Annotated in this window: 24 protein-coding genes; 13 read left to right on the top strand and 11 right to left on the bottom strand. The window is 66.7% G+C overall.

All coding sequences use genetic code 11. From position 1 onward, the window contains the following. Nucleotides 1-21 precede the first annotated feature (21 nt). Nucleotides 22-906 (bottom strand): LysR substrate-binding domain-containing protein, encoded by an 885-nt coding sequence (locus ACZYSP_RS10650; protein WP_093075686.1) that lies wholly within the window; start codon nt 904-906, stop codon nt 22-24. 120 nt (nt 907-1,026) lie between these two features. On the opposite strand from ACZYSP_RS10650, the gene ACZYSP_RS10645 reads away from it, so the two are divergent. Beyond that, nucleotides 1,027-2,688 (top strand): L-lactate permease, encoded by a 1,662-nt coding sequence (locus ACZYSP_RS10645; RefSeq protein ID WP_093075685.1) that lies wholly within the window; start codon nt 1,027-1,029, stop codon nt 2,686-2,688. On the opposite strand, the gene ACZYSP_RS10640 is transcribed toward ACZYSP_RS10645, so the two are convergent. Further along, the gene (locus ACZYSP_RS10640) at nt 2,666-3,277 is read right to left on the bottom strand and encodes a TetR/AcrR family transcriptional regulator (protein ID WP_093075683.1); all 612 of its coding nucleotides are present in this window, start codon (nt 3,275-3,277) and stop codon (nt 2,666-2,668) included. The genes ACZYSP_RS10645 and ACZYSP_RS10640 overlap by 23 nt on opposite strands. A gap of 86 nt (nt 3,278-3,363) precedes the next feature. Between ACZYSP_RS10640 and ACZYSP_RS10635 the strand changes: the two genes are divergently transcribed. The 7 genes from ACZYSP_RS10635 to cynS all read left to right on the top strand — a co-directional run bounded on the left by ACZYSP_RS10635 (nt 3,364) and on the right by cynS (nt 9,543). Continuing rightward, nucleotides 3,364-3,789: a nuclear transport factor 2 family protein gene (locus tag ACZYSP_RS10635; RefSeq protein WP_093075681.1), complete on the top strand. Its 426-nt coding sequence runs from the start codon at nt 3,364-3,366 to the stop codon at nt 3,787-3,789. 44 nt (nt 3,790-3,833) lie between these two features. Further along, on the top strand, nt 3,834-5,012 hold the full coding sequence (locus ACZYSP_RS10630; protein WP_093075680.1) for a sensor histidine kinase: 1,179 nt from the start codon (nt 3,834-3,836) through the stop codon (nt 5,010-5,012). Nucleotides 5,013-5,141: 129 nt separating this feature from the next. Then, a complete protein-coding gene (locus ACZYSP_RS10625) occupies nt 5,142-5,810 on the top strand; it encodes a response regulator transcription factor (protein WP_093075678.1) in 669 nt (222 codons plus the stop codon). Between the two features lie 218 nt (nt 5,811-6,028). After that, on the top strand, nt 6,029-7,312 hold the full coding sequence (locus ACZYSP_RS10620) for a CmpA/NrtA family ABC transporter substrate-binding protein (protein ID WP_371258803.1): 1,284 nt from the start codon (nt 6,029-6,031) through the stop codon (nt 7,310-7,312). Nucleotides 7,313-7,315: 3 nt separating this feature from the next. After that, the gene (ntrB, locus tag ACZYSP_RS10615; protein ID WP_093075675.1) at nt 7,316-8,185 is read left to right on the top strand and encodes a nitrate ABC transporter permease; all 870 of its coding nucleotides are present in this window, start codon (nt 7,316-7,318) and stop codon (nt 8,183-8,185) included. Between the two features lie 31 nt (nt 8,186-8,216). Continuing rightward, nucleotides 8,217-9,059, top strand: coding sequence for an ABC transporter ATP-binding protein (locus tag ACZYSP_RS10610; protein ID WP_093075674.1), 843 nt, complete (start codon nt 8,217-8,219; stop codon nt 9,057-9,059). A 40-nt stretch (nt 9,060-9,099) separates the two neighbouring features. Beyond that, on the top strand, nt 9,100-9,543 hold the full coding sequence (gene cynS, locus ACZYSP_RS10605; RefSeq protein WP_093049166.1) for a cyanase: 444 nt from the start codon (nt 9,100-9,102) through the stop codon (nt 9,541-9,543). Between the two features lies 1 nt (nt 9,544). On the opposite strand, the gene ACZYSP_RS10600 is transcribed toward cynS, so the two are convergent. Further along, on the bottom strand, nt 9,545-10,303 hold the full coding sequence (locus tag ACZYSP_RS10600; RefSeq protein WP_093049169.1) for an SDR family oxidoreductase: 759 nt from the start codon (nt 10,301-10,303) through the stop codon (nt 9,545-9,547). A gap of 162 nt (nt 10,304-10,465) precedes the next feature. Continuing rightward, entirely contained in the window at nt 10,466-10,825 is a 360-nt protein-coding gene (locus ACZYSP_RS10595; RefSeq protein ID WP_256216700.1) for an Atu4866 domain-containing protein, read from the bottom strand. Nucleotides 10,826-11,027: 202 nt separating this feature from the next. Between ACZYSP_RS10595 and ACZYSP_RS10590 the strand changes: the two genes are divergently transcribed. Beyond that, nucleotides 11,028-11,588 (top strand): nucleoside 2-deoxyribosyltransferase, encoded by a 561-nt coding sequence (locus tag ACZYSP_RS10590; RefSeq protein ID WP_093075672.1) that lies wholly within the window; start codon nt 11,028-11,030, stop codon nt 11,586-11,588. Between the two features lie 56 nt (nt 11,589-11,644). Continuing rightward, nucleotides 11,645-12,517, top strand: a complete 873-nt coding sequence (locus ACZYSP_RS10585) for an alpha/beta hydrolase (RefSeq protein ID WP_093075671.1) — start codon at nt 11,645-11,647, stop codon at nt 12,515-12,517. A gap of 12 nt (nt 12,518-12,529) precedes the next feature. Here the strand turns inward: ACZYSP_RS10585 and ACZYSP_RS10580 are convergent, their stop codons facing one another. From ACZYSP_RS10580 to ACZYSP_RS10570, 3 genes are all read right to left on the bottom strand, one after another. After that, nucleotides 12,530-12,874, bottom strand: coding sequence for a DUF1161 domain-containing protein (locus tag ACZYSP_RS10580; protein WP_093076061.1), 345 nt, complete (start codon nt 12,872-12,874; stop codon nt 12,530-12,532). 23 nt (nt 12,875-12,897) lie between these two features. Further along, nucleotides 12,898-15,135, bottom strand: coding sequence for an NADP-dependent isocitrate dehydrogenase (locus ACZYSP_RS10575; protein ID WP_093049177.1), 2,238 nt, complete (start codon nt 15,133-15,135; stop codon nt 12,898-12,900). A gap of 150 nt (nt 15,136-15,285) precedes the next feature. After that, nucleotides 15,286-16,188 carry a LysR family transcriptional regulator gene (locus ACZYSP_RS10570; RefSeq protein WP_093075669.1) on the bottom strand — a complete coding sequence of 301 codons (903 nt, stop codon included), beginning with the start codon at nt 16,186-16,188 and terminating at the stop codon, nt 15,286-15,288. Nucleotides 16,189-16,305: 117 nt separating this feature from the next. Here ACZYSP_RS10570 and ACZYSP_RS10565 point away from each other — a divergent pair, with 117 nt between their 5' ends. Next, nucleotides 16,306-17,166 (top strand): oxidoreductase, encoded by an 861-nt coding sequence (locus ACZYSP_RS10565; RefSeq protein ID WP_093075668.1) that lies wholly within the window; start codon nt 16,306-16,308, stop codon nt 17,164-17,166. Between the two features lie 9 nt (nt 17,167-17,175). Here the strand turns inward: ACZYSP_RS10565 and ACZYSP_RS10560 are convergent, their stop codons facing one another. After that, nucleotides 17,176-17,811, bottom strand: a complete 636-nt coding sequence (locus ACZYSP_RS10560) for an ABC transporter ATP-binding protein (RefSeq protein WP_093075666.1) — start codon at nt 17,809-17,811, stop codon at nt 17,176-17,178. Between the two features lie 65 nt (nt 17,812-17,876). Between ACZYSP_RS10560 and ACZYSP_RS10555 the strand changes: the two genes are divergently transcribed. Further along, nucleotides 17,877-18,644: a hypothetical protein gene (locus ACZYSP_RS10555; RefSeq protein WP_093075665.1), complete on the top strand. Its 768-nt coding sequence runs from the start codon at nt 17,877-17,879 to the stop codon at nt 18,642-18,644. A 14-nt stretch (nt 18,645-18,658) separates the two neighbouring features. Here ACZYSP_RS10555 and ACZYSP_RS10550 read toward each other — a convergent pair whose 3' ends face one another. The 3 genes from ACZYSP_RS10550 to pbpC form a co-directional block, all read right to left on the bottom strand. Then, nucleotides 18,659-19,957 (bottom strand): CynX/NimT family MFS transporter, encoded by a 1,299-nt coding sequence (locus ACZYSP_RS10550; protein WP_093049190.1) that lies wholly within the window; start codon nt 19,955-19,957, stop codon nt 18,659-18,661. Next, entirely contained in the window at nt 19,957-20,637 is a 681-nt protein-coding gene (locus ACZYSP_RS10545) for a FadR/GntR family transcriptional regulator (protein ID WP_093049192.1), read from the bottom strand. The genes ACZYSP_RS10550 and ACZYSP_RS10545 overlap by 1 nt, the downstream gene beginning before the upstream one ends. Before the next feature lie 94 nt (nt 20,638-20,731). Beyond that, nucleotides 20,732-22,987: a penicillin-binding protein 1C gene (gene pbpC / locus ACZYSP_RS10540; protein WP_093075663.1), complete on the bottom strand. Its 2,256-nt coding sequence runs from the start codon at nt 22,985-22,987 to the stop codon at nt 20,732-20,734. 266 nt (nt 22,988-23,253) lie between these two features. Between pbpC and ACZYSP_RS10535 the strand changes: the two genes are divergently transcribed. Continuing rightward, entirely contained in the window at nt 23,254-23,463 is a 210-nt protein-coding gene (locus tag ACZYSP_RS10535; RefSeq protein ID WP_093049198.1) for a thrombospondin type 3 repeat-containing protein, read from the top strand. Nucleotides 23,464-23,522 lie beyond the last annotated feature (59 nt).

Below are 23,522 nucleotides of genomic sequence, written 5' to 3'. Positions count from 1 at the left end.
AAAAAATTCAGATCGGTCGCTTCACTTGCGCAGGGCCTCGCGCAGCCACTCGACGAAGGTCGCGCACTCCCAGCGCTCCATGGCGCCGGGCCGCCAGCACAGGAAGTAGGCGTTGGGCGAAGGCACGCTGCGCTGCGACAGCCGCACCAGCCGCCCGTTGTCGAGCCAGGCGCTGCCCAGCCGCAGGTGCATCAGCACCACGCCGAAATCTTCGGCCGCCGCGTCGAGCGCCAGCCCGAGGTCGTTGAACTGGTGTCCCGTGGCCGGCTCGGGCAGGCCCACGCCGCAGGCCTTGAACCAGGTGCGCCACGACTCCAGCGGCGTGCGCAGCAACTGCGCGCGCGACACCTCGGCATCGGTGGCAAAGCCGTCGAAGGGGCCGTGGCGCTTCAGGTAGGCGGGGCTGCACACCGGCGAGACCTCGTCGGCCAGCAGTTGGACAAACTCGCGATCGTGAAAGGGCCCGGTGCCGAAGCGCAACTCGATGTCGGCCTCTTCGACCGTGACGTTGCGCACCGGCATGGTCACCTGCAGCATCAGCTCGATGTTCGGGTACGCGTCGCGAAATCGCGCGAGCCGCGGCAGCAGCATCTGCCGCGAGAAGGTCGGCGTGACCGCCACGCGCAGCCGCCGCACCTGCGACTCGGGCTCGCGGCCCGGCACCTGCTGCAGCGCCGCAATGGCCTCGCGCACGCGCGCCAGGTAGGCCATGCCGTCGGCGCTGAGGCTGAAATCGCTACCCACGAAGAACTTCAGCCCCAGCAGCAGTTCGAGCTGGCGGATGCGGTGGCTCACCGCGCTGGGCGTCACGCTGAGCTCTTCGGCGGCGAGGTTCACGCTGCGCAGGCGTGCAACGGCCTCGAAGGCCTGCAGGCCCTGGGTCGAGGGGAGACGCGGAGAAACCATCTTTTGCTGGCGAGGGGAGCGGGTTAGGATGGTAGCGAACGCTTTCGGCCGCTCGTGGCAGGACCATTCCCGCCTCGTGTTGCCGACTCAAAAAGATTCCAACAAAGAGGAGACAAGCGCATGGTCTGGCAACAGGTTTACAACCCGTTCGGCAACATGATCGTATCGACGGCACTGGCCGCGATACCGGTGGTGGTGATGCTGGTGTGCCTCGGGTTGCTTCACGTCAAGGCGCACTACGCGGCGGGGCTCGGCCTGCTGAGTGCGGTGGTCATCGCGGTGTTCGCTTTCGGCATGCCGGCCGACATGGCGGGCAAGGCGGCCTTTCTGGGCGGCATCACCGGCCTGCTGCCCATTGGCTGGATCGTGCTGAACATCATCTTCCTGCAGCAGCTCACGCAGCAGAACGGCAGCTTCCAGATACTGCAGGACTCCATTGCCGGCATCACGGAAGACAGGCGCCTGCAGCTGCTGCTCATCGCCTTTGCCTTCGGTGCCTTCTTCGAAGGTGCGGCCGGCTTCGGCACGCCGGTGGCGGTCACGGCGGCCATTCTCATCGGGCTGGGCTTCTCGCCGCTCGCGGCCTCGGGGCTCTCGCTCATTGCCAACACGGCGCCGGTTGCCTTCGGCGCGCTGGGCACACCGGTCATCACGCTGGCCAAGGTGCACGGCTACGACCTGATGGCGGTCACCGCGATGATCGGGCGGCAGCTGCCGTTCTTCTCGCTACTGGTGCCGTTCTGGCTCATCTGGGCCTTCGCGGGGCGCAAGGGAATGATGGAGGTGTGGCCGGCCATCCTGGTGACGGGCGTGTCCTTTGCGATTCCGCAGTTCCTGGTGTCGAACTACATCGGTCCCGAGCTGGTGGACATCATCGCGGCCATCGTGTCGATGGTTTGCCTGGTGCTGTTCCTGCGCGTGTGGAAGCCGAAGAAGATCTGGACCTCGGTGTCGCTCAAGGGGCACGAAACCGACGGCGGCGAGGCCGGCCCGGCCGTTGCGCCCGCGAAGCATTCGAGCGCCGCCGTGATCCGCGCCTGGACGCCGTGGCTCATTCTCACGGTGTTCGTGTTCATCTGGGGCCTGCCTGTGGTGAAGACCTGGCTCAACGGCATCTTCGCGCCCAACTTCCCCATCGAGGGGCTGCACAACATGATCGAGAAGGTGGCGCCCGTGGTGCCCAAGCCGACGAAGGAGGGCGCTGTGTACCAGCTGCTGCTGCTCTCGGCCACGGGCACCGGCATCCTGGTGTCGGCCATCGTGGGCGGGCTGGTGATGAAGTACAACCCGATCCAGCTCGTGGCCGCCTATGGCCGCACGCTGTGGCTGGTGAAGTTCTCGCTGCTCACCATCATGCTGATGCTCGCGCTGGGAACGCTCACGCGCTACTCGGGGCTGGACACCACGCTGGGGCTGGCCTTTGCCAACACCGGCATGTTCTACCCGTTCTTCGGCACGCTGATGGGCTGGCTGGGCGTGGCGCTCACGGGCTCCGACACGGCGTCGAACGTGCTCTTCGGCGGTATGCAGAAGGTGGCTGCCGACCAGCTGGGCCTGAGCCCGAACCTGATGGGCGCGGCCAACAGCTCGGGCGGCGTGATGGGCAAGATGATCGATGCACAGTCGATCGTGGTTGCCTCCACCGCCACGCGCTGGTTCAACCACGAAGGCGAGATCCTTCGCTACGTCTTCTTCCACTCCATCGCGCTGGCCTGCCTCGTGGGCTTCTACGTGACCTTGCAGGCTTATGTGTGGCCGTTCACGCTGATGGTCGTGAAGTGACGAGCGCGGCTGTCAGCGCCTGAAGCAAGCGGCGCAGGTCGTCGACCGCTTCGCGCGCGAGTGCGGCGTCGCCCATCTGCGCCTTGACGATGGCGCCGTCGACGCCCAGCGCGGCCGCCTGCGCAATGGCCGTGCGCTGTGGTCCGTCGGGCATGAGGCCCGCAATTACCTCGACCATCTCGCGCTTGTGCTCGCGCGCGATTTCGCTGGCACCGGCCACGCTCGTGCCCACTTCCACCACCGAGTTGATGAACGCGCAGCCGCGGAACACCGGGTCGGCAAACCATTCGGCCATCACGTCGGCCAGCATCTCCAGCGCCTGTGCGTCGCCGATGCGCTGCTGCGCGCCGCGCCGGCCGAGCGCATCGATGAACCATGCCATCCATCGTCCGTGCCGGTGGTCGAGAAAGGCTCGCACCAGGTCGTCCTTCGAAGGAAAGTGCCGGTAGAAGGTGACCTTGGTGACGCCCGACGCGGCAATGACGCGGTCGATGCCGGTGGCGCGAATGCCGTCGGCATAGAAGAGGTCGTGCGCGGTGAGAAGGATGCGCTCGCGCGCAGGCAGCGCAGAGATGACGGAGATGTCCATGCCGCGATTGTAGGCATGTAGACAGGTCTGTCTACATGTGGCACATTGCGGCGCATTCCCCTTCACCACTTCAACGAAAGACCCTCATGGAATCCCGCCCGCCGCTGCCGCCCTTCACCCTTGAATCGGCCACCAGGAAAGTCCAGGCTGCCGAAGACGCCTGGAACTCGCGCGACCCCGTGCGCGTGAGCCTGGCCTACACGCCCGACACTGAATGGCGCAACCGCGCCGAGTTCGTCAATGGCCGCGAGCAGGTGGTCGAATTCTTGTCGCGCAAGTGGGTGCGCGAGCTCGACTACCGGCTGAAGAAGCAGCTGTGGGCCTTCATGGACAACCGCATCGCGGTGCGCTTCGAGTACGAATGGCACGACGACGCGGGCCATTGGTATCGCAGCCACGGCAACGAGAACTGGGAGTTCGCGGAGAACGGCCTGATGCAAAGGCGCTTTGCGAGCATCAACGACCAGCCCATCAAGGAGGCGGATCGCAAGTTCCACTGGGCGCGCACCTGACCTTGCCGGGTGCTGCGGGCACGGCTGTTGCTTGCTTTTGGTGCATGGAGACGCCCTTACTGAACCCGACCGCCAGCCACCCGCTCTGGCAGCACCAGCTTGGCCTGCTGCTTGAGTCGACGGGCGAGGGCATCTTCGGCATCGACCTGGACGGTCATTGCATGTTCATCAACCGGGCCGGCGCGCAGATGCTCGGCCACGAGGTGCGCGACGTGCTCGGTTCGAACATGCACGAGCTCACGCACCACTCGCACCCCGACGGTTCGCACTACGCCGACACCGACTGCCCCATCTTCAACGCCTTCAGACGCGGCCTGCCGTGCCGCATCGACACCGAGGTGTTCTGGCGCCGCGACGGCACCGCCTTCGCGGTCGAATATTCGAGCCACCCCATCATGGATGGCGCGCAGGTGCGCGGCGCCGTCATCACCTTTGTCGATATCACCGAACGCCGCCGCCAGGCCGAAGCCTTGCAGCAGGCCAAGGACGAACTCGGCCTGCGCGTACAAGAGCGCACCCGCGAACTCAGCGACGCGCTGGTGCAACTGCGCGAACTCTCTGCCTGGCTCGACAAGGTGCGCGAAGACGAGCGAACCCGCATCGCGCGCGAGGTGCACGACGAGCTCGGAAGCCTGCTGGTGGCGCTGAAGATGGACGTCAACTGGATCGGCAAGCGCCTGGGCGAACAGCAGGAGCGCACGCCCGACGCGGCACAAGCCATGCGCGACCAGATGCGCTGCAAGTGCACGAACATGAGCCAGCTCATCGAACGCGCGGTAGACAACGTGGGGCGCATCATCACCGACCTGCGTCCCAGCATCCTCGACCATCAGGGCCTGTGGGCCGCGCTCGAATGGCAGGCGCACGAGTTCGTGCAGGCGGCGGAGCTCGAACTGGACTGGCGCTTCGACGTGCCGCCTGGCGTGGAGCTGCCCGAGCCTGCGGCTATTGCAGTGTTCCGTATCTTCCAGGAGATGCTGAGCAACGTCGGCCGGCATGCGCGGGCGCACAGCCTCGACATTCGCATCGGTGTCGAACAAGAGCAACTGAGCATCAGCGTGCGCGACGACGGTGTCGGTGCACCGGCGCAGGCCTTCGAGGCTGCCACTTCCTATGGCGTGCTCGGCATGCGAGAGCGTGCGCGCCACTTCGGCGGGCGCATAGATATCGAAAGCCACGTGGGGGAGGGAAGCACCTTCTTTTTGCACCTGCCGCTGCCATGAAGCCCTGTCTTTCGATTTGCTGCGTCGGTTTGGGGCGCGATCACGCCGACGGGGGACATTCGCGGAGGGGAGTACCCGGTGTCATCCGCACGCACCCCGAACAAGAACAAGAAAACACGGACAAATGAGATGACCGACATCCGCGTACTGATAGCCGACGACCACCGCATCGTGCGAGAGGGCCTCAAGCAGATGCTCGGCGACCTCTCCAACGGCCTGCCCACCATGACCGTGCGCGCCGAAGCACAGACCGGCCCGGAAGTGCTGGAAACGGTACAGGCGCTCGGAGGCCAGGAAGGCCTCGACGTGGTCCTGCTCGACATCGCATTGCCGGGCCGCGACGGCCTCGACGTGCTGCAAGCCTTGCGCAAACAGTGGCCCACGCTCCCCGTGCTGATGCTCAGCACGTACCCCGAGAAGCAGTACGCCGTACGCTGCATCAAGCTCGGCGCCTCGGGCTATCTCAACAAGAGCGCCGACGCCGACGACATGGTCGGTGCGGTGCGCAAGGTGGCGGCCGGTGGGTTGTATGTGTCGGCGGCCACGGCCGAGGCACTGGCCACTGCCGTGGGCCGTGGCGCCGGGCAGGGCGCCGAAATGCTCTCGCACCGCGAGCATCAGGTGTACCGCCTGCTCAGCGCCGGGCACAGCGTGAGCGAAATCGGTGCGCAGCTGGGCCTGGCGCCCAACACCGTGAGCACCTACCGCGCGCGCATCCTCGAAAAGACCGGCACCAAGAACGACGTGGAACTGGCCCTGTATGCCGAACGCCACGGCAAGCAGGGTGCGACTGGCTGAAAACACGGCCGGTGTGCACCGGCTTGTAGTGCCAGCCCTACAAGGCCTCGACATCGGCGGCACGATCTGGAGCCGCAACGTGTCGAAAGGGAGTTGCGGCGCATTTCCGGCCCGGCGCTTGCAACGGCTGCTGCATCTTTCCAACGAGGTGCACCACCATGTCCAGCCCGCGCGAACAGACCGCCTGCGATCCCTACGATGCCGACCGGCCACTGAAGATGCGCTGCGCCTGCGGGCGCGTGCACGGCGCGGGGGTGCTGCCAGAAGACAAGCTCGAAGCCAGCCTCATGAAGGCGCTGTTCCCTGTCGACAGCGTGCGGCGCGGCTTCCTGCGCGCCGTTGGCGCCAACACCGCGCGCGCCGCCATCGCCTCGGTATTTCCGCTCGGCGCGCTGCAGGCCATGGCGCAGGAGAAAGCGCCGCTCGAGAAGACCAGGCTCAAGATCGGCTTCATTCCAATCACCTGCGCAACGCCGCTCATCATGGCGCACCCGCTGGGCTTCTATCAGAAGCAGGGCCTCGACGTGGAAGTGGTGAAGACGGCGGGCTGGGCGCTCATCCGCGACAAGATGCTCAACAAGGAGTACGACGCTACACACTTCCTGTCGCCCATGCCGCTGGCCATTTCGATGGGCGCGGGCTCCAACGCGGTGCCCATGAACGTCGCGACCATCCAGAACACCAACGGTCAGGCCATCACCCTGGCCAACAAGCACAAGGACAAGCGCGACCCGAAAACCTGGAAGGGCATGAAGTTCGCCGTGCCCTTCGAGTACAGCATGCACAACTTCCTGCTGCGCTACTACGTGGCGGAAGCGGGCCTGAACCCCGACACCGACATCCAGATCCGCGTGGTGCCGCCGCCCGAGATGGTGGCCAACCTGCGCGCCGGCAACATCGACGGCTACCTCGGCCCCGACCCGTTCAACCAGCGCGCCGTGTTCGAGGAAATCGGCTTCATCCACCTGCTCACCAAAGAGTTGTGGAACGGCCACCCGTGCTGCGCCTTCGGCTCCTCGACCGAGTTCATCGAGAAGAACCCCAACACTTTCGCCGCGCTGGTGCGCTCGGTGCTCACCGCATCGGCCATGGCGCGCGATCCGAAGAACCGCGAGCTCATCGCGAAGGTGATCGCGCCCGCGCAGTACCTGAACCAGCCCGAGACCGTGCTCATGCAGGTGCTCACCGGCAAGTTTGCCGACGGGCTGGGCAACATCCGCACCGTGCCCGACCGAGCCGACTTCGACCCTATTCCCTGGCAATCGATGGCCGTGTGGATGCTCACGCAGATGAAGCGCTGGGGCTACGTGAAAGGCGACATCAACTACAAGCAGATCGCCGAAAAAGTCTTCCTGCTCACCGACGCGAAGAAGCGCATGAAGGACCTGGGCCAGGCCGTGCCCGATGGCGCCTACCCCAAGTTCACGATCATGGGCAAAGTGTTCGATCCGGCGAAGCCCGACGACTACGTCAAGAGCTTCGCCATTGCGAAGATGGCCTGAGCCATGCCGAAGAAGGCCCTCTCGTTCAAGGCGGCGCTGGTGTCGCTGCTGATGTTCCTGCTGCTGGTCGGCGTGTGGCAGCTGGCGACCGCACCGACCACCGGTGCCTCCGCTGTAGCAGGCATGACAGCCGAGCAGATCGAATACCAGAAGATGCTTGGCAAGGACCCGACGCAGGGCCAGGTGAAGAGTTCGGGCTTTCCCACGCCGGCCGAGATGGGCGCCACCGCGTGGAAGCACCTGTCGAATCCGTTCTACGACAACGGGCCCAACGACAAGGGCATTGCCATCCAGTTGGCCTATTCGCTGGCACGCGTGGGGTTGGGCTTTGCGTTGGCGTGCCTGGTTGCAGTGCCGCTGGGCTTCGTCATCGGCATGTCGCCGCTGCTGCACAAGGCATTCGATCCGTTCATACAGGTGCTCAAGCCGATCTCGCCGCTGGCGTGGATGCCGCTGGCGCTCTACACCATCAAGGACTCGTCGGTCAGCGGCATCTTCGTGATCTTCATCTGCTCGGTGTGGCCGATGCTGCTGAACACGGCCTTCGGCGTGGCCTCGGTCAAGCGCGAATGGCTCAACGTGGCCAGCACGCTCGAGGTGAAGCCGCTGCGCCGCGCGTTCCGCGTGATCCTGCCGGCGGCAGCGCCGACCATCCTCACGGGCATGCGCATCAGCATGAGCATTGCGTGGCTTGTCATCGTGGCGGCCGAGATGCTGGTGGGCGGCACGGGCATCGGCTACTTCGTGTGGAACGAGTGGAACAACCTGTCGCTCACCAACGTGATCTTCGCGATCTTGCTGATCGGTGTCGTGGGCATGCTGCTCGACCAGGCCTTCGCGGGCCTGCAGCGGAAGGTGACGTATGTGGAGTGAGCGCACCGATCTTGCGACCCAAGGCGAAGTCATGACTCAACCCGTTGCATCCACTGCCGCCGTGGAGGCGCCAGGCGCCCGCGGCTTCCTGCGCATCGAAGGGCTCGCCAAGGCCTTTGTGCCAACACGGCCTGTGTTCGCGGACGTGTCGTTCACCCTCGACCGTGGCGAATTCGTCTGCATCATCGGCCACTCGGGCTGCGGCAAGACCACCATCCTCAACGTGCTGGCAGGCCTCGACCAGGCCAGCGCAGGCCACGTCTTCATGGATGGACGCGAGGTGGCGGGCCCCAGCCTGGAGCGCGGCGTGGTGTTCCAGAGCCATGCGCTCATGCCGTGGCTCACCGTGCGCAAGAACATCGCGTTCGCCGTGGTTTCGCGCTGGCCCGACTGGTCGGCCGCGCAGGTCGATGCGCAGGTGGAGCGCTTCGTTGCCATGGTCGGCCTGCAGGCGGCCATCGACAAGAAGCCGTCGCAGCTTTCGGGCGGCATGAAGCAGCGTGTGGGCATTGCGCGCGCCTTTGCCATCCAGCCCAAGATGCTGCTGCTCGACGAGCCCTTCGGCGCGCTCGATGCGCTCACGCGCGGCACCATTCAAGATGAATTGATGGCCATCGTGCGGCAGACGCAGCAGACCGTCTTCATGATCACGCACGACGTGGACGAGGCCATCCTGCTGGCCGACCGCATCCTGCTGATGACCAATGGCGCCGACCTGCCGCAGGGCGGCTACCGTGCGGGGAACATCGTCGAGACGGTGGTCAACCCGCTGCCGCGCGAGCGCACGCGCGCCTCGCTGCACCACCTCGACGGCTACTACGCGCTGCGCAATCACATCGTCGACTTTCTCGTCACGCGCGCGAAGGCGTCGTGAGCCTTCCGCTTTTCTTCAATCCAATCAGGAGCAAACCCGCATGAACCGCAACGACGTCACCGAGAAAATCATCACCGTCAAGGTGAGCAAGGGCATCCAGTGGGCCGACGTGGCCAGGAAGGTCGGTCTCTCGAAAGAGTGGACCACCGCCGCTTGCCTCGGCCAGATGACGCTCGACGACAAGCAGGCCAAGGTCATCGGCAAGATCTTCGGCCTCACGGTCGAGGAACAGAAGTGGCTGCAGGTGGTGCCCTACAAGGGCTCGCTGCCCACGCCTGTGCCGACCGATCCGCTCATCTACCGCTGGTACGAGGTGGTGAGCGTGTACGGCACCACCATCAAGGAGCTGATCCATGAAGAGTTCGGCGACGGCATCATGAGCGCCATCGACTTCAGCATGGACATCCAGCGCCAGGCCGACCCGAAGGGCGACCGCGTCAACGTGGTGCTGTCGGGCAAGTTCCTGCCGTACAAGACTTATTGAATTACTGGACGTACACGGAGGGATGCGGCTTCTGCCTGCTGGGCGGCCGCATCGCTCCGGCCGTGATGCCATAGCCTTCGATGGCCCCGGCAATCGACCGGGCCACGGCATCCACCGGCACTGCAAGCCGCCGGTTCGTGCGCATGCGTTCGCGGGCGTAGCTGGCCGCGATGCGCTCGGCCAGCGGGTCGCTCGGGCCGTTCACGTCGGGGCTCACCACCGTCACGTGCAGGCGGCCGGCGTGCTCCTGCCGCAGCCCCTCGGAGATCGCGTTCACCGCGTACTGCGTGCCGTGGTACACGGCCGAGTTGGGCGACACGCCCTGCATCGCCACCGGCGCCACGTTCACGATGTGGCCCCAGCCCTGCTCCTGCATCGTCGGCAGCACGGCCGCGATGCCGAGCAGCACGCCGCGCAGATTCACGTCGATCATGAGTTCCCACTCCTCGATCTTGCGGTTCCACAGCGGCGACATCGGCATCACGCCCGCGGCGTTGACGAGCACGTCGATCTGCTCATGCGTCTCGAGGGCGAATTCGGCAAAGGCTTCCACGTCGGGCCGGTGCGTCACGTCGAGCCGCTGGAAGCTCGCCGTGCCGCCCGTGGCCTCGATTTCGGCCACGAGTGCCGCGAGCCTGTCAGTGCGGCGCGCACCGAGCACCACCTTGGCGCCGCGCCGCGCAAGCAGCCGCGCGGTCGCTTCGCCGATGCCGCTGCTCGCGCCGGTGATGAGAACGACTTTTTCCTGGATTGCGGTCATGGAGAACTCCTCGTGCTGGTCTGGTTGCCGTGGGGCTCACGCAGAAAAGAGCATGAGCCGGGCATGGAAAGAAGTTTCGCTTCCGAGGTGCTTGAGGTGGTATCCGAATCGAACGTGGTTTTTGCCTGATCCTGCAAAACGCGAGGCTGATCCGGTTGCCGCTCAGCGCCGCGTAGTGCTTTTGCTTTCGCGGTAGAGCACCATGCCGGCGTGGTACAGCACGCCTTCGCGGAACTCGCCGTCGGCCGTGAAGCCGGTGTCGTCGACGTAGTCGATGTGATTGCCAGTGAGCGTGTAGCGGCCCTGGTAGGCGCTCTGGCGCGTGCCACGGGCTTCGTCGTAGCGGCCGTTTGGAAGCAGTTCGTGGCGGATATGGCCGTCTTGTGTCACCCACATGCCCACGTAGCGTTTCGGGTCTTCGAGCAGCCTGGGGCGTTGCGCCTGGGCCTGCGAAGGCCCGGAGGCCATGGCGAGGGACAGCGAGAGCGCGGTGATTGCGCCGGTGCGATGTGCGGTGTTCATGGTGCGCCTTGGGTCGTGAATAGAGGGAGCGTCCATTCTTGAAAAAGGCGCGAGCGGGGCGGTAGTCGCTTTATGCGAGTTTCTTGCCTGATTCCCCGAAGGCCGGGGATTGGTGCCGTGCGCCTGATGCATCCATCGGTAAGTCGCTTCACACCATGTTGCCGAGATTGAGCCGAGCTCGGAAATCGATGATGCTCTGTCGATGGACAAATCTCCCGAGATCCCGGCCCGCCCGCGCATCTACCTGGCGGGCCCGGACGTCTTCCGTCCCGACGCGAGAGATCACTTCATCCGGCTGACTGCCGCGTGCGATGCGGCCGGCCTCACGGCACTGCTACCCGCCGACGGCAACGAGGAGCAAACCCCCGACGCCCCGGAAATGCAGATCTACGAAGCCAACCTGCAGCGCCTTCGCAGCGCAGACGGCGTCGTTGCCAACCTCCAGTGCTTCAGAGGCATGGAGCCCGATTCCGGCACGGTGTTCGAAGTTGGCGCGGCGATTGCGCTGGGGATTCCGGTGGTGGCCTACGGCGTGCCCGAAGGCAGCTATGCAGATCGCGCGCGGGCGGCATTGCAGTGCGAGGTCGACGCGAATGACGTGCTGCGCGAAAGCGGCACGGGCATCGCGGTCGAAGACTTCGGCCAGCCGCTGAACCTGATGCTGGCCTGCTCGATCCACATCGAGCCGACGCCGGAAGCTGCGTTGAAGAAGATGGCCGCGCTACTGGCTGTCCGCCACGCGACAGAGGCTGGAAACCCCTGATCGAAGCTCCGTTCATCAGCACCTAGGATGGTGCTCCCTTCAAATCGGAGCACCGCATGCCCACCACCGAGACCCACTTCGAACTGACCGCCAACGACGGCGTCACGGTGGAGGTCCATCGCTGGCAGGGCGCGACGCAGCGGGCCGTCATCCAGCTGGCGCACGGCATGGGCGAGCATTCGCTGCGCTACCGGCATCTGGCGGATGCGCTGGTGCAGGCCGGCTACGTGGTCTATGCGAACGAGCACCGCGGCCATGGCAAGGGCGCTTCGGAGCGCGGAGAGCTGGGCGAGTTCGGACCGCGCGCGTTCGCCGGGCTGGTGGACGACATGGCGCTGCTGAGCCATCACGTGCGCGGCGTGCATCCCGGCCTGCCGCTGATTCTTGTGGGCCACAGCATGGGCTCGTTCGCCACGCAGTACTACCTCGTCAAACACAGCGCGCTGCTGGCGGGCGCGGTGCTCTCGGGCACTTCGGCGCTCGACTTGCTGGGTGCCGCATTGCAGTCTGGCTTCAAGCTGGAAGACATGAACGCCGCATTGCCAGACGTTCGCACGCCCTTCGACTGGCTCAGCCGCGATCCGGCGCAGGTCGATGCCTACATTGCCGATCCGCTGTGCGGCTTCACGGTATCGGCCGAGGGGCTGGGTTCGATGTTCGCGAATCTCGCCGACCTGACGCCTGCCGCGATGCGCAAGCACATCCGGCCCGAGCTGCCGCTCTATCTGTTCATCGGTGATGAGGACCCGGTCAGCAACAAGGCCGAGTGGTTCTATCCGCTGGTGCAGCGCTACCGCGAGGCGGGGCTGCGCGATGTGTCGTGCCACGTGTTCGGCGGCGCGCGACACGAGACGCTGAACGAGGTCAACCGTGAGGAAGTCGAGGCGGTGTTGCTGGCTTGGATTGCGCGGGTGGTGAGGAAGCGCTGAGCGCTGCCCCGTCTACTTCCTGCAGTCGCCGCCGACGGACACGGTGCCGTCCTTGCATTCGGTGAGGATCGGTTCGCCCGACGATGTGGGCGGGACCGCCGGGGCCGAGCCCGGCCCGGACCCGGCGTCCTTCAGGTACACGACCTTCTTGCTGCCGAGCTCGCAGCTGCCCACCACCTGGCCGTTCGCCGATGCGTTGGCATCGACGACGGTGACGGTGAAGCGCGCCACGCCGGCCGCGGCAATCTTCGATTCGACGCGGGTGCGCAGGGCTTCGCAGTCTTCGGCCCCGTGCGCAGTGCCTGCCGCGCCAGCCAGGGCCAGCGCGGCGGGAAGCATTGCGAGCCAAGGCTTCATGGCTGCCACCCGCTCGATACGCATCAGCCCTGGGCCGACGCCAGCGCCGCGTTGAGCGTGGCGCTCGGGCGCATCACGGCTTCGAACTTGGCGGGGTCCGCCAGGTAGTAGCCGCCGATGTCCACCGGCTTGCCCTGCACGGCCGAGAGTTCGTCGACGATCTTCTGCTCGTTGCTGGCGAGCGTGCCGGCCAGCTTCACGAACTGGGCCTGCAGTTCCTTGTCGTCCGTTTGCGCGGCGAGTTCCTGCGCCCAGTACATGGCCAGGTAGAACTGGCTGCCGCGGTTGTCGAGCTGGCCGGTCTTGGGCGACGGGTTCTTGTTGTTGTCGAGCAGCTTGCCGGTGGCGGTGTCGAGCGTCTTGGCCAGGATGGCGGCTTTCTTGTTGCCGGTCTTCAGGCCCAGGTCTTCCAGGCTCACGGCCAGCGCAAGGAATTCGCCCAGCGAGTCCCAGCGCAGGTGGTTTTCTTCCACCAGCTGCTGCACGTGCTTGGGGGCCGAGCCGCCCGCGCCGGTCTCGTACAGACCGCCGCCGGCCATCAGCGGCACGATCGACAGCATCTTGGCCGAGGTACCCAGTTCCATGATGGGGAACAGGTCGGTCAGGTAGTCGCGCAGGATGTTGCCGGTGGCGCTGATGGTGTCCAGGCCGCGCACGACGCGCTCCAGCGTGTAGCGCATGGCGCGCACTTGGCTCATGATCTGGATGTCCAGGCCCGAGGTGTTGTGCTCGTGCAGGTACATCTTGACCTTGGTGATCAGCTGCGCCTCGTGCGGGCGGTAGGCGTCCAGCCAGAACACCACCGGCATGCCCGAGTTGCGCGCACGGGTAACGGCCAGCTTGACCCAGTCGCGGATCGCGGCGTCCTTGACCTGGCACATGCGCCAGATGTCGCCTTGCTCCACGTTCTCGCTCATCAGCACTTCGCCGCTGTCCAGGTCGGTGATGTTGGCGACGCCGTCCTCCGGGATCTCGAAGGTCTTGTCGTGCGAGCCGTACTCCTCGGCCTTCTGGGCCATGAGGCCCACGTTGGGCACCGTGCCCATGGTCTTGGGGTCGAAGGCGCCGTGCCACTTGCAGAAGTTGATGATCTCCTGGTAGATGCGGGCGAAGGTCGATTCGGGCATCACGGCCTTCACGTCCTTCAGGCGGCCGTCGGCGCCCCACATCTTGCCGCCGTTGCGGATCATCGCGGGCATCGAGGCGTCCACGATCACGTCGTTGGGCGAATGGAAGTTGGTGATGCCCTTGGCCGAGTCGACCATCGCCAGCTCGGGGCGGCCCTCGTGGCAGGCGTGCAGGTCGCGCTTGATCTCGTCCTGCGTGCTCTGCGGCAGCGTGGCGATCTTGTTGTAGAGATCGATCATGCCGTTGTTGACGTTGATGCCCAGCTCGTCGAACAGCTTGCCGTGCTTCTCGAAGGCTTCCTTGTAGAAGATCTTCACGCAGTGGCCGAACACGATGGGGTGCGAGACCTTCATCATGGTGGCCTTGACGTGCAGCGAGAACATGACGCCGGTCTTGTGCGCGTCCTCGATCTCCTTTTCATAGAAGGCCAGCAGTGCCTTCTTGCTCATGAACATGGAGTCGATGACCTCGCGGTCCAGCAGCGCGACCTTGGGCTTGAGCACGATGGTCTTGCCGCTCTTGGTGATCAGCTCCATCTTGACGTTGCGCGCGCGGTCCAGCGTCATGGACTTTTCGCCATGGTAGAAGTCGCCGCCGTGCATGTGCGAGACGTGCGAGCGCGAGGCCTGGCTCCAGTCGGCCATGCTGTGCGGGTTCTTGCGTGCGTATTCCTTCACGGCCTTGGGCGCGCGGCGGTCGGAGTTGCCTTCGCGCAGCACAGGGTTCACCGCGCTGCCGGTGCACTTGTTGTAGCGCGCGCGGATGTCCTTGTCCTCGTCCGAGGTCGGGTTCTCCGGGTAGTCGGGGATCTTGTAGCCCTTGCCCTGCAGTTCCTTGATGGCCGACTTGAGCTGGGACACCGAGGCGCTGATGTTGGGCAGCTTGATGATGTTGGCCTCGGGCTTGAGCGTGAGCTTGCCCAGTTCGGCCAGGTTGTCGGGCACCTTCTGGTCGTCGCTCAGCAGCTCGGGAAATTCGCCCAGGATGCGGGCCGCCACGGAGATGTCGCTGGTGGCCACGTTGATGCCGGCCGGGTTGGTGAAGGCGCGGATGATGGGCAGAAACGCGTAGGTCGCCAGCAGGGGCGCCTCGTCGGTGAGGGTGTAGACGATGGTGGGTTGCTTCGAGCTCATGCGCTTGCTTCCGTAGATCCTGGGTTGTCGGGTTGGCTGGAACTTCCGGCGGAACGGGGATAGGGGTGTTTTCGCCGGAATCCCCGATTGTCGCCCGGCTGGAGCCGGGTTTGGCCGGGCTGGGCCCGATGCCCCCCACTGGAGGGCGTCTTAAGGCTTCAGCATTTCCCGCGCCAGGTCGACAAAAGCGCGCAGCTTGGGTGCCTGCGCCGCGCGGCGCGGAAAGTACAAAAACAGCCCCGGCTCGTCGAAAGCCGTGCGCGGCAGCAGCTGCCGCAGGCGGCCGTCGCGCAGTTCGGTGCGCACCAGCGGCTCGAAGATGTAGGCAATGCCCACGTCGGCCAGTGCCAGATCACGGGCATACAGCGCGTCGGTGACGCGCACCGTGCCCGGCACTTCGACCGATACGTGGGCGCCTGCTTTGTCGCGCAGGTCCCAGGCGTACACGCCGCCCGAAGTCACGAAGCGAAAGCCGATGCAGTTGTGCTGCTGCAGCGCGTCGATATTGCGCGGCTCTCCGGCCGTGGCCAGGTAGCGCGGCGTGGCCACCATGATGGCCTGGAAGGGCGGCGTGAGCCGCACGGCGACCATGTCTTGCGCCACCGTGTGGCCCAGCCGCACACCCGCGTCGTGGCCGCCGGCGACGATGTCGGCCAGGCCGTCGTCGCAGGTAATTTCGACCGTGAGTTCGGGGTGGCGGCGCGACATTTCGGCCACCAGCGGCGTCATGGCCAGTGGCAGCGCCACGTGCGGCGCGTTGATGCGCAGCACGCCGCTCACGCGCCCCAATGCTTCACCAAAGCGGTCGACCGCATCGGCAATCTCGCCCATGGCGGGGCCGAGCATGCCGATGAAGCCGGCGCCGGCCTCGGTGAGCCGCACGCTGCGGGTGGTGCGCGCGAACAGCGGCTGGCCCAGGTGGTCTTCGACGGCGCGCACCGCGTGGCTCACGGCCGAGGCGCTCATGCCCAGTTCGGCCGCGGCAGCCGCGAAGCCGCCGCGCCGGTGCACCGCCAGCACGATCGTGAGGTGCGGGAGCAGGGTGCGGTCCATTCATGCATTGTATCGCAAGGTGCATTCGATTTGAACCGTCTAGTCGATGAATGCGATTGCTGGAACAGTCACGCCATGCCTCTCCAACAACCCGCAAATACCGAAGGAGCCACCCTCATGCCCATCACCGCCAACACTCCCGAAACCCGCAAGACCTGGTTCATCACCGGCGCTGCTTCCGGCTTCGGCCACGCCTTTGCCGAACACGCGCTGGCGCAGGGCCACAACGTGGTCGCCACCGCCCGCGACGCCGGCCGCCTCGCCGATCTCGTGGCGCTGGCGCCCGACCGCGTGCTGGCCACGCCGCTCGACGTGGATGTGGCCGGCGCAGCCGAAGCCGCCGTTCAAGCCGCGGTCGCGCGCTTCGGCCGTATCGACGTGCTCATCAACAACGCCGGCTACGGCGTGGTCGGCGCGCTAGAAGAAACTCCCGACGCCGAGCTGCGCGCCCTGATGAACACCAACTTCTTCGGCGCCATGGCCGTCACCCGCGCCGCGCTGCCGGTGCTGCGTGCGCAGAAGTCGGGCGCCATCGTCAACATCTCCAGCCTGGGCGGGCAGTTGTCGTTCTCGGGCTTCAGCGCGTACTCGGCCTCCAAGTTCGCGCTGGAAGGCGCCTCGGAAGCGCTGGCGCAGGAAGTGGCGCCCTTCGGCATCAAGGTGCTGATCGTTGAGCCGGGCCAGTTCCGCACGCAGCTCGCGGGCAGCGGCATGCGCCACATGCCGGTGATCGAGGCCTACCAGCCGGTGGTGGGCGCCACGCGCGAGTTCGCGCACACCATGCACAACACGCAGGCCGGCGATCCGCGCAAGGCGGCGGTGGCCATCGAGAAGGCGCTGGACGCCGAACACACACCGCTGCGCCTGCAACTGGGCGACGATTCGGTCGATGCGGTGCGCGCGCATGCGCAGGCGCTGCTCAAGGACATGGAGGCCTGGGAGGCCGTGAGCCGCAGCACGAACTTCGACGCGGCCTGAAGAGACGCTTCAGCCGAGCGGCAGCTCGATGGTGGCCGCGAGCGGCACCGTGTCGATGCGCGCCGCGCTGGCCGCGATGACCGCCTGCTTCGACTGGTCCGCAAAGCCGGTGAGCGTGGCCCACAGGCAGCGGGTCGATGGTGCATCGAGCCCGGCCGTCGGCTCGTCGAGCAGGATGAGCGGGCGGCCCGATGCAAGCCCGGCCGCCATCCACACCTTGCGCTTCGAACCGGTCGAGAGCATGAACATCTTCTTGTCCAGATGCGGGGCGAGCGCAAAGCCGTCGGCAATGGCCTGCCACTTCGCGTCGCTGAAGCCCGCGTCGCCCTCGACGAGCGAGGCCGTGCATTCGCGTGCGGTGAGCTGGTCGAAGCGGTCGGTCACCGGATCGACGAAGAACACCTGGCGGCGATACGCCTCGGGCGCGGCATCGAGGCTCACCCCCGCCACCGTCAGCCGCCCGGTGGCGGGCAGCGTGCCTGCAATCACCTGGAGCAGCGCCGATTTGCCGGTGCCCGTGTCGCCATAAAGCAGCGTGACGCCCGGGCCGATGGATGCGCTCCAGTTCGACACCAGCGCAGGCTGGTCGGGGTACGCGAAGCGCAGCGCATCGATCCGGAGGAGGGGAGGAGAAGAAAGATTCATGGTCGGAGCCGACTTTAGCAAGCTACCCTCGCGCAACGCCCAGGCCGTGGCTACCATTCGGCTCCATGAAAAAGCTGTTGCCGCTGCTGCTCTCCCTGCCGTTCGCCGCTCCCGTGCTCGCCGCGCCGTCCGCGCAGGTGTTCGATGCCGTGAAGAAGCCCGAGTCGCTCGATGCGCAATGGCGAGCGCACCTCTGCGGCTTGCTGCCGCAGCCCTGCGACGTGCAGGAGCTCGGCCTGTACCGCCCGCGCGGCGCTTCGCCCAATGACTATGTGGTGCTCTCTGGCGAGCCGTTGGTCATGGCGCGCATCAAGCGAGGCATCGATGCGAAGAGCTGGCAGCTCGATCGCCTCCATGACTTCTCGGACTACGCGCAGGGCCTGAAGAAGGACGCCGACCGGCCCGACACGCACCTGTCGCTTGCGCCCGCGCTCTATCCGCTGGCTGAAGGCAAGTGGGCCGTGGCCGTGCTGCAGACCGTGTTCGAGGGGTACTCCGGCGGCGGCGCCTCGTTCGACACGGCCGACTTCATCCCGCTCGAAGGCGGCAAGGCCGTGCAAGAAGGCATTCCGTTCTCGTGCTTCAAGATGATCCGCGCCTGCTTCAGCGAGAAGGAATACAAGACCTCGAAGCACTGCCACGACGAAAGCAACGGCAGCCTGCGCATCGCCTACGGCGAAGCCGCGAAGCCGGGTGCGTCGTATGAGTGGCAATACACCTGGCTGCAGAGCGAGTGGCCGCAGAACGAGCCGAAAAGCTCAGCGAGCAGCACACGCATCCGCTTCACCGCGAAGACCACCGAACGCGCGGATTTCTGCGGCGGGCCGCAGTAAGGAAGCAGACTTGCTCAGTGCCGCGGCACGGTCGTCGTGCCCACGTGCATCGTGCGGCCGGCGCCCAGCCCCGCGACGACGAGCGCGATGCCCAGCCCGATGAAGAGCCACGACGAGGCGCGAAAGCTCCCCGTCCAGCCGTGCAGCAGCCCGGCCACCAGCGGACCGAAGGCCGCCACCATGTAGCCCACGCCCTGCGCCATGCCCGAGAGGTGCGCGGCCACGTGCGAGTCGGGCGAGCGCAGCACGATCATCGTGAGCGCCAGCGCGAAGGTGCCGCCCTGCGCAATGCCCAGCAGCACGGCCCAGGCCCATACCCCACCGAGCGGCGCGAACAGCATCGCCAGCATGGCGCCCACCGTGAGCATCGCCAGCACCACGGCCAGCCCGCGCTGGTTGCGCAGCTTCACCGCCAGCGCCGGCACCACGAGGCAGGTGACCACCTGCGTCATGACCGACAGCGACACCACGTAGCCGGCTGTTTCGCTGCCGAGGCCGCGCTCGCGCAATATCGGCGCGAGCCAGCCCATCACGATGTAGGCAAGGGCTGATTGGAGCCCCATGAAGAAGGTGACCTGCCACGCCAGCCTGTCGCGCCACAGGCCGCGCACCGTGAAGCCCGATTCGCTCGCTACCGGCTTCAGCGGCAGCGCCTGCGGCGCCCAGATCAGCGTGACCAGCGCGGCCGGCAGCGCCCACATAGCGAGCGCCATGGTCCAGCCGCCGCCCAGCGCGTGCTCGATGGGCACTGTGAGGCCGGCGGCGCTGGCCGCGCCGCCGCACACGGCCATGGTGTACAGGCCCATCATCAGCGCCGCCTGCGCCGCGAAGTCGCGCTTCACCAGGCCTGACAGCAGCACGTTCGACACCGCGATGCCGCTGCCCGCGATGGCCGAGGCCAGGAACAGCAGCGGAATGTTGCCGGTGCCGCGCAGCACCGTGCCGACCAGGATCAGCACCATGCACGCGAGCAGCGTGCGCTCTGTGCCGAAGCGCCGGCCCAGGCCGGGCGCGAGCGGCGCGAACACGCCGAGGCAGACGATCGGCAACGTGGTCAGCAGGCTCGCGGCGGTGGACGAGAGCCCGGTGGCCTTGATGATTTCCGGCAGCACCACCGAGAGGCTGGCGAACACCGGGCGCAGGTTGAAGGCGATCAGCACCACGCTCGCGCCGAGCAGGATTCGGCGGGCGAGTGTTGGCGCGGGTGTGGGCCGCGGCATGGGCAGGCTGTCGGCTTCGGCGTCGATCAGCAGGTCGTTGCTTGCGTGGCGCGTAGTGGCGCCGTTGCCCGGCGCGAAGGTGGCCGAACTCATCACGAGCCCAGCGCCAGCGCGTTGATCATCGGCGCCATGAAGGTGCGCACCGCCGCGGCGGCCACGTCGGGGTCGCGGCTGGCAATGCCTTCGACGATGGCGCGGTGCGCGGCTTCGTCGGGCTCGGGCAGGTTGCTGCTGCCCAGCGAGCTCGCGATGGTTTCCTTGATGTAGCCCGTGATGAAGCGGCAGGTTTCGGCCAGCGCGAGATTGCCCGACACGTCGACGATGGCGAGGTGAAAGGCGAGGTCGCGTTCGATGAAGCCCGCGCCGTTGTCGCTGGCGTCGAAGGTGCCGCGCTTGTCGAGCAGGGTGTGCAGGCGGCGCAGGTCGCGCGCCGTGTGGCGCACCGCCGCGAGCCGCGCGGCCTCCACTTCGAGTGCGCGGCGCACTTCGAACTGGTCGCGCAGGCTGGCCAGGCGCATCTTCTGCAGGCTGGAAGACGGGTCGAAACCCGAGCGAACGTAAGTGCCCGAGCCCTGGCGCACTTCGAGCAGCCCGCGCGACACCAGCGTCTTGACCGCCTCGCGCACCGTGCCGCGGCTCACGCCCAGCAGTTGTGCGAGCTGCGGCTCGATGGGTATGCGGGAGCCGACGGCCCAGCGGCCGGCGGAGATTTCGGCGCGGATGCTGTCGGCAGCGGTGTCCGCCAGAGATGTGCGAGGGGCTTGGGCAAGCATCAGGTGGGCCTAGTCATTCAATGATTGGACGAATTTTGCCGTCCAAAGCCCGGACTGTACATCCGCTGATTGGCCCGGACGGCAACCGGGCCAATTACCGGCGCGCGCTTTTCGTCACCACGCCCGCGCCGCGCACTTCGAGCCGGCGCTGGTCGACCACCTTGCCGCTGGCGTCCACCAGCTCGATCACGTGGCGCCCGGGCCAGGGAAACCACTGCACGCTGTTGCCGCGCGCAAAGGGCTTGCCGTCGACGCGCCACTGCACGCCGCGGCCTTCCGAGTCGAAGCGCACGCGCTGGCGCTGGGGCGGAATGTCGGGGTCGAGCGCGATGATGGTGCCGTCGGTCGGCGCGGTGATGCGCGCCGAGACGGTGTCGGCCGCCATGCCGGTGTCGAGCGCGAACAGCGGCTGCTCGGTGCCCTGCAGGAACCATTCGCTGCGCGCCGCTTCGAGCGGGTTGCCGTCGGCGCCGGGGCCGAAGCTCACGCGCGTTTCGACGAGGCCCGGCGGCGGCGCGGGTGCGCGGCTCGGCTCGCGTGCGTGCAGGAAGCGCATCACCTCGGCCCACACCGGCGCGGCGCCGCTGGTGCCGCTCACGTCCCACATCGATTCGCCGCTGGCGTTGCCGACCCACACGCCCACCGTGTAGCGCTGCGACCAGCCCACGGCCCAGTTGTCGCGCATGTCCTTGCTGGTGCCGGTCTTCACGGCCGTCCAGAAGCGGGTGGAGAGGATGCTGTCGAGGCCGAAGGTGCGCGTGCGCGCGTTCGGGTCGGAGAGGATGTCGCCGACGATGAAGGCGGCGCGCGGGTCGAGCAGCGGCGGGGCGCCTGCCTTCGTCTTGTCCGCAGGCACAGGTGGCCGCGCGGTCAGCGTCGTCGTGCCGTAGCGCCCGCCGTTGGCCAGCATGCGGTAGGCATTGGTGAGCGACAGCAGCGATACCTCGGCGCTGCCCAGCGCGAGGCTGTAGCCGTAGTAGTCGCCGCTCTCGCGCAGCGGCAGGCCGGCTGCACGCAGCTCGCGCGCGAAGGCCTCGGGCGACACCATCACCAGCGTGCGCACCGCCGGCACGTTGAGCGACGCTGCCAGCGCGGTGCGCGCCGATACCGGGCCCTTGAAGCGGCGGTCGTAGTTCTGCGGAATGTAGAGGCCGCTGGCGGTGCTGATCTGCGCCGAAGAATCCTCGATCAGCGAGGCCGCGGTAATGCGCCGCTCGGCAATCGCCTGGCCATAGAGCAGGGGCTTGAGCGTGGAGCCAGGCTGGCGCAAGGCGGTGACGCCATCGACCTCGGCCGCCTGGCTCAGCGGACCGGAGGAGCCGACCCAGGCGAGCACTTCGCCCGTTGCGTTGTCGAGCACGACGAGCGAACCGTCTTCCACATGGCGCTCGCGCAATTCGCGCAGGTGGCGCTGCAGGGAGTCGAGCGCAAAGCGCTGCAGCGGTGCGCGCAGCGTGGTTCGCACGCCGACTTCCCTGCCTTTCTCCTTCGGCCGCTGGGCGAGGGGCGGGGCGGGGGCTGCCCCCGCATTCGCGTCCCTCAGTTCCCGCAGCACACGCCGCGCCGCATGCGGCGCAATCCCTTCGTTCGCCTCGAAGGCCTTTCGCTGCACCGCCGCGCTGGTGAACATGTCGAGCGCCTCGCAGTCGGTCTTCTGCTGCGGCTCCATCGCGCGCAGCACCTCGCAGGCGCGCTGCGCCACCACGGCGGGCTTGGCATTCGGCGCGCGCACCAGCGCCGACGCAACGGCCGCCTCGCGCGCATCGAGCCCGCTCGGCGCCTTGCCGAACAGCGTACGCGAGAGCGCGTCGATGCCTACGATCTCGCCGCGGAACGGCACGGTGTTGAGGTACGCCTCCAGAATCTGGTCCTTGCGCCAGTTGCGCTCCAGCTGCGCGGCCGCCACCGTCTGCCCGATCTTCTGCGTGAAGCTGCGCCCGCCCGAGTTGCGGCGCAGGTCTTCGTCGAGCAGGCCCGACAGCTGCATCGTGATGGTCGAGGCGCCGCGCGTGCGCGTGTTCCACAAGTTGCCCCAGGCGGCCGCCGAAACTGCGCGCCAGTCGATGCCGCTGTGCTCGTAGAAGCGCTTGTCCTCGCTCAGCACCATGGCCGTGCGCAGCGCTGGCGACACATCGGCCAGCGCGGTCCACTGGCCGCGCCGCACGGTGGGGTCGGTGCGCACGCGCTGCAGCAGCTCGCCGTTGCGGTCGAGCACCGCGGTGTCGGACGAGCGGAAATCGCGCTTCACTTCCTCGAAGCTGACGAGAGCCCAGGCAGGGTGCGCGCAAGCCACGGCCAGCAAGGCAGCGGCGAGGGTCTTGCGGGCGGGAATGAGGGGCGCGAGCTGCATCGAAAAGATTCGTGTCCGAAAGGCGTGAGGCCACGACATTCTCGGCGATGCACCACGGGAACCTCGCCTACTCGGGGACGGGCGGCCCGCCGCCTTGCCGGAGCTGGAACTCCGGCTCAGAGTTCTCTTCAGGTTCCACATCCGGTAACGAACTTCACGCAAGGGCCTCAATCGAGAAACCCAACGCGTACCGGCGTGGCCTTCAATGCAGTACCGGCTCGCAGGAGGCGAACCCCGGTTTCACAAACACTCCAAGGAGAACTCACATGACGAAGACATTGGCGATCCTGCTGGCCGCATCGGCCATCCTGGCCGGCTGTGTGGTCGCACCCTACGACCGTCCGCCGCCGCCGCGCGGCCAGCACTACGGCGATCGCGATCGCGACGGCGTGCCGAACCGCTATGACAGGGACCGTGACAACGACGGCGTTCCCAACCGCTACGACCGCAATCCGAACAACCCGTACCGCAACTGAGCGGCAACGAAAGAAAAGGCCGCGAAGCATGGCGCTTCGCGGCCTTTTTCATGGAGCTG

It is taken from the genome of Variovorax sp. F042 (assembly GCF_057814215.1).
The sequence above is the reverse complement of the archived record's forward strand: the minus strand, read 5'-3'. Positions and strand labels throughout refer to the sequence as shown.

Coding starts and splice junctions, on each gene's coding strand:
- ACZYSP_RS10635 (WP_093075681.1), top strand. CDS start 3,364: ATGGAATCCCGCCCGCCGCTGCCGCCCTTCACCCTTGAATCGGCCACC.
- ACZYSP_RS10595 (WP_256216700.1), bottom strand. CDS start 10,825: ATGAACACCGCACATCGCACCGGCGCAATCACCGCGCTCTCGCTGTCC.
- ACZYSP_RS10575 (WP_093049177.1), bottom strand. CDS start 15,135: ATGAGCTCGAAGCAACCCACCATCGTCTACACCCTCACCGACGAGGCG.
- ACZYSP_RS10630 (WP_093075680.1), top strand. CDS start 3,834: ATGGAGACGCCCTTACTGAACCCGACCGCCAGCCACCCGCTCTGGCAG.
- ACZYSP_RS10550 (WP_093049190.1), bottom strand. CDS start 19,957: ATGAGTTCGGCCACCTTCGCGCCGGGCAACGGCGCCACTACGCGCCAC.
- ACZYSP_RS10590 (WP_093075672.1), top strand. CDS start 11,028: ATGGACAAATCTCCCGAGATCCCGGCCCGCCCGCGCATCTACCTGGCG.
- pbpC (WP_093075663.1), bottom strand. CDS start 22,987: ATGCAGCTCGCGCCCCTCATTCCCGCCCGCAAGACCCTCGCCGCTGCC.
- ACZYSP_RS10535 (WP_093049198.1), top strand. CDS start 23,254: ATGACGAAGACATTGGCGATCCTGCTGGCCGCATCGGCCATCCTGGCC.
- ACZYSP_RS10555 (WP_093075665.1), top strand. CDS start 17,877: ATGAAAAAGCTGTTGCCGCTGCTGCTCTCCCTGCCGTTCGCCGCTCCC.
- ACZYSP_RS10645 (WP_093075685.1), top strand. CDS start 1,027: ATGGTCTGGCAACAGGTTTACAACCCGTTCGGCAACATGATCGTATCG.
- ACZYSP_RS10585 (WP_093075671.1), top strand. CDS start 11,645: ATGCCCACCACCGAGACCCACTTCGAACTGACCGCCAACGACGGCGTC.
- ACZYSP_RS10560 (WP_093075666.1), bottom strand. CDS start 17,811: ATGAATCTTTCTTCTCCTCCCCTCCTCCGGATCGATGCGCTGCGCTTC.
- ACZYSP_RS10610 (WP_093075674.1), top strand. CDS start 8,217: ATGACTCAACCCGTTGCATCCACTGCCGCCGTGGAGGCGCCAGGCGCC.
- ntrB (WP_093075675.1), top strand. CDS start 7,316: ATGCCGAAGAAGGCCCTCTCGTTCAAGGCGGCGCTGGTGTCGCTGCTG.
- ACZYSP_RS10620 (WP_371258803.1), top strand. CDS start 6,029: ATGCGCTGCGCCTGCGGGCGCGTGCACGGCGCGGGGGTGCTGCCAGAA.
- ACZYSP_RS10600 (WP_093049169.1), bottom strand. CDS start 10,303: ATGACCGCAATCCAGGAAAAAGTCGTTCTCATCACCGGCGCGAGCAGC.
- ACZYSP_RS10565 (WP_093075668.1), top strand. CDS start 16,306: ATGCCCATCACCGCCAACACTCCCGAAACCCGCAAGACCTGGTTCATC.
- ACZYSP_RS10570 (WP_093075669.1), bottom strand. CDS start 16,188: ATGGACCGCACCCTGCTCCCGCACCTCACGATCGTGCTGGCGGTGCAC.
- ACZYSP_RS10545 (WP_093049192.1), bottom strand. CDS start 20,637: ATGCTTGCCCAAGCCCCTCGCACATCTCTGGCGGACACCGCTGCCGAC.
- cynS (WP_093049166.1), top strand. CDS start 9,100: ATGAACCGCAACGACGTCACCGAGAAAATCATCACCGTCAAGGTGAGC.
- ACZYSP_RS10625 (WP_093075678.1), top strand. CDS start 5,142: ATGACCGACATCCGCGTACTGATAGCCGACGACCACCGCATCGTGCGA.
- ACZYSP_RS10650 (WP_093075686.1), bottom strand. CDS start 906: ATGGTTTCTCCGCGTCTCCCCTCGACCCAGGGCCTGCAGGCCTTCGAG.
- ACZYSP_RS10580 (WP_093076061.1), bottom strand. CDS start 12,874: ATGAAGCCTTGGCTCGCAATGCTTCCCGCCGCGCTGGCCCTGGCTGGC.
- ACZYSP_RS10640 (WP_093075683.1), bottom strand. CDS start 3,277: ATGGACATCTCCGTCATCTCTGCGCTGCCTGCGCGCGAGCGCATCCTT.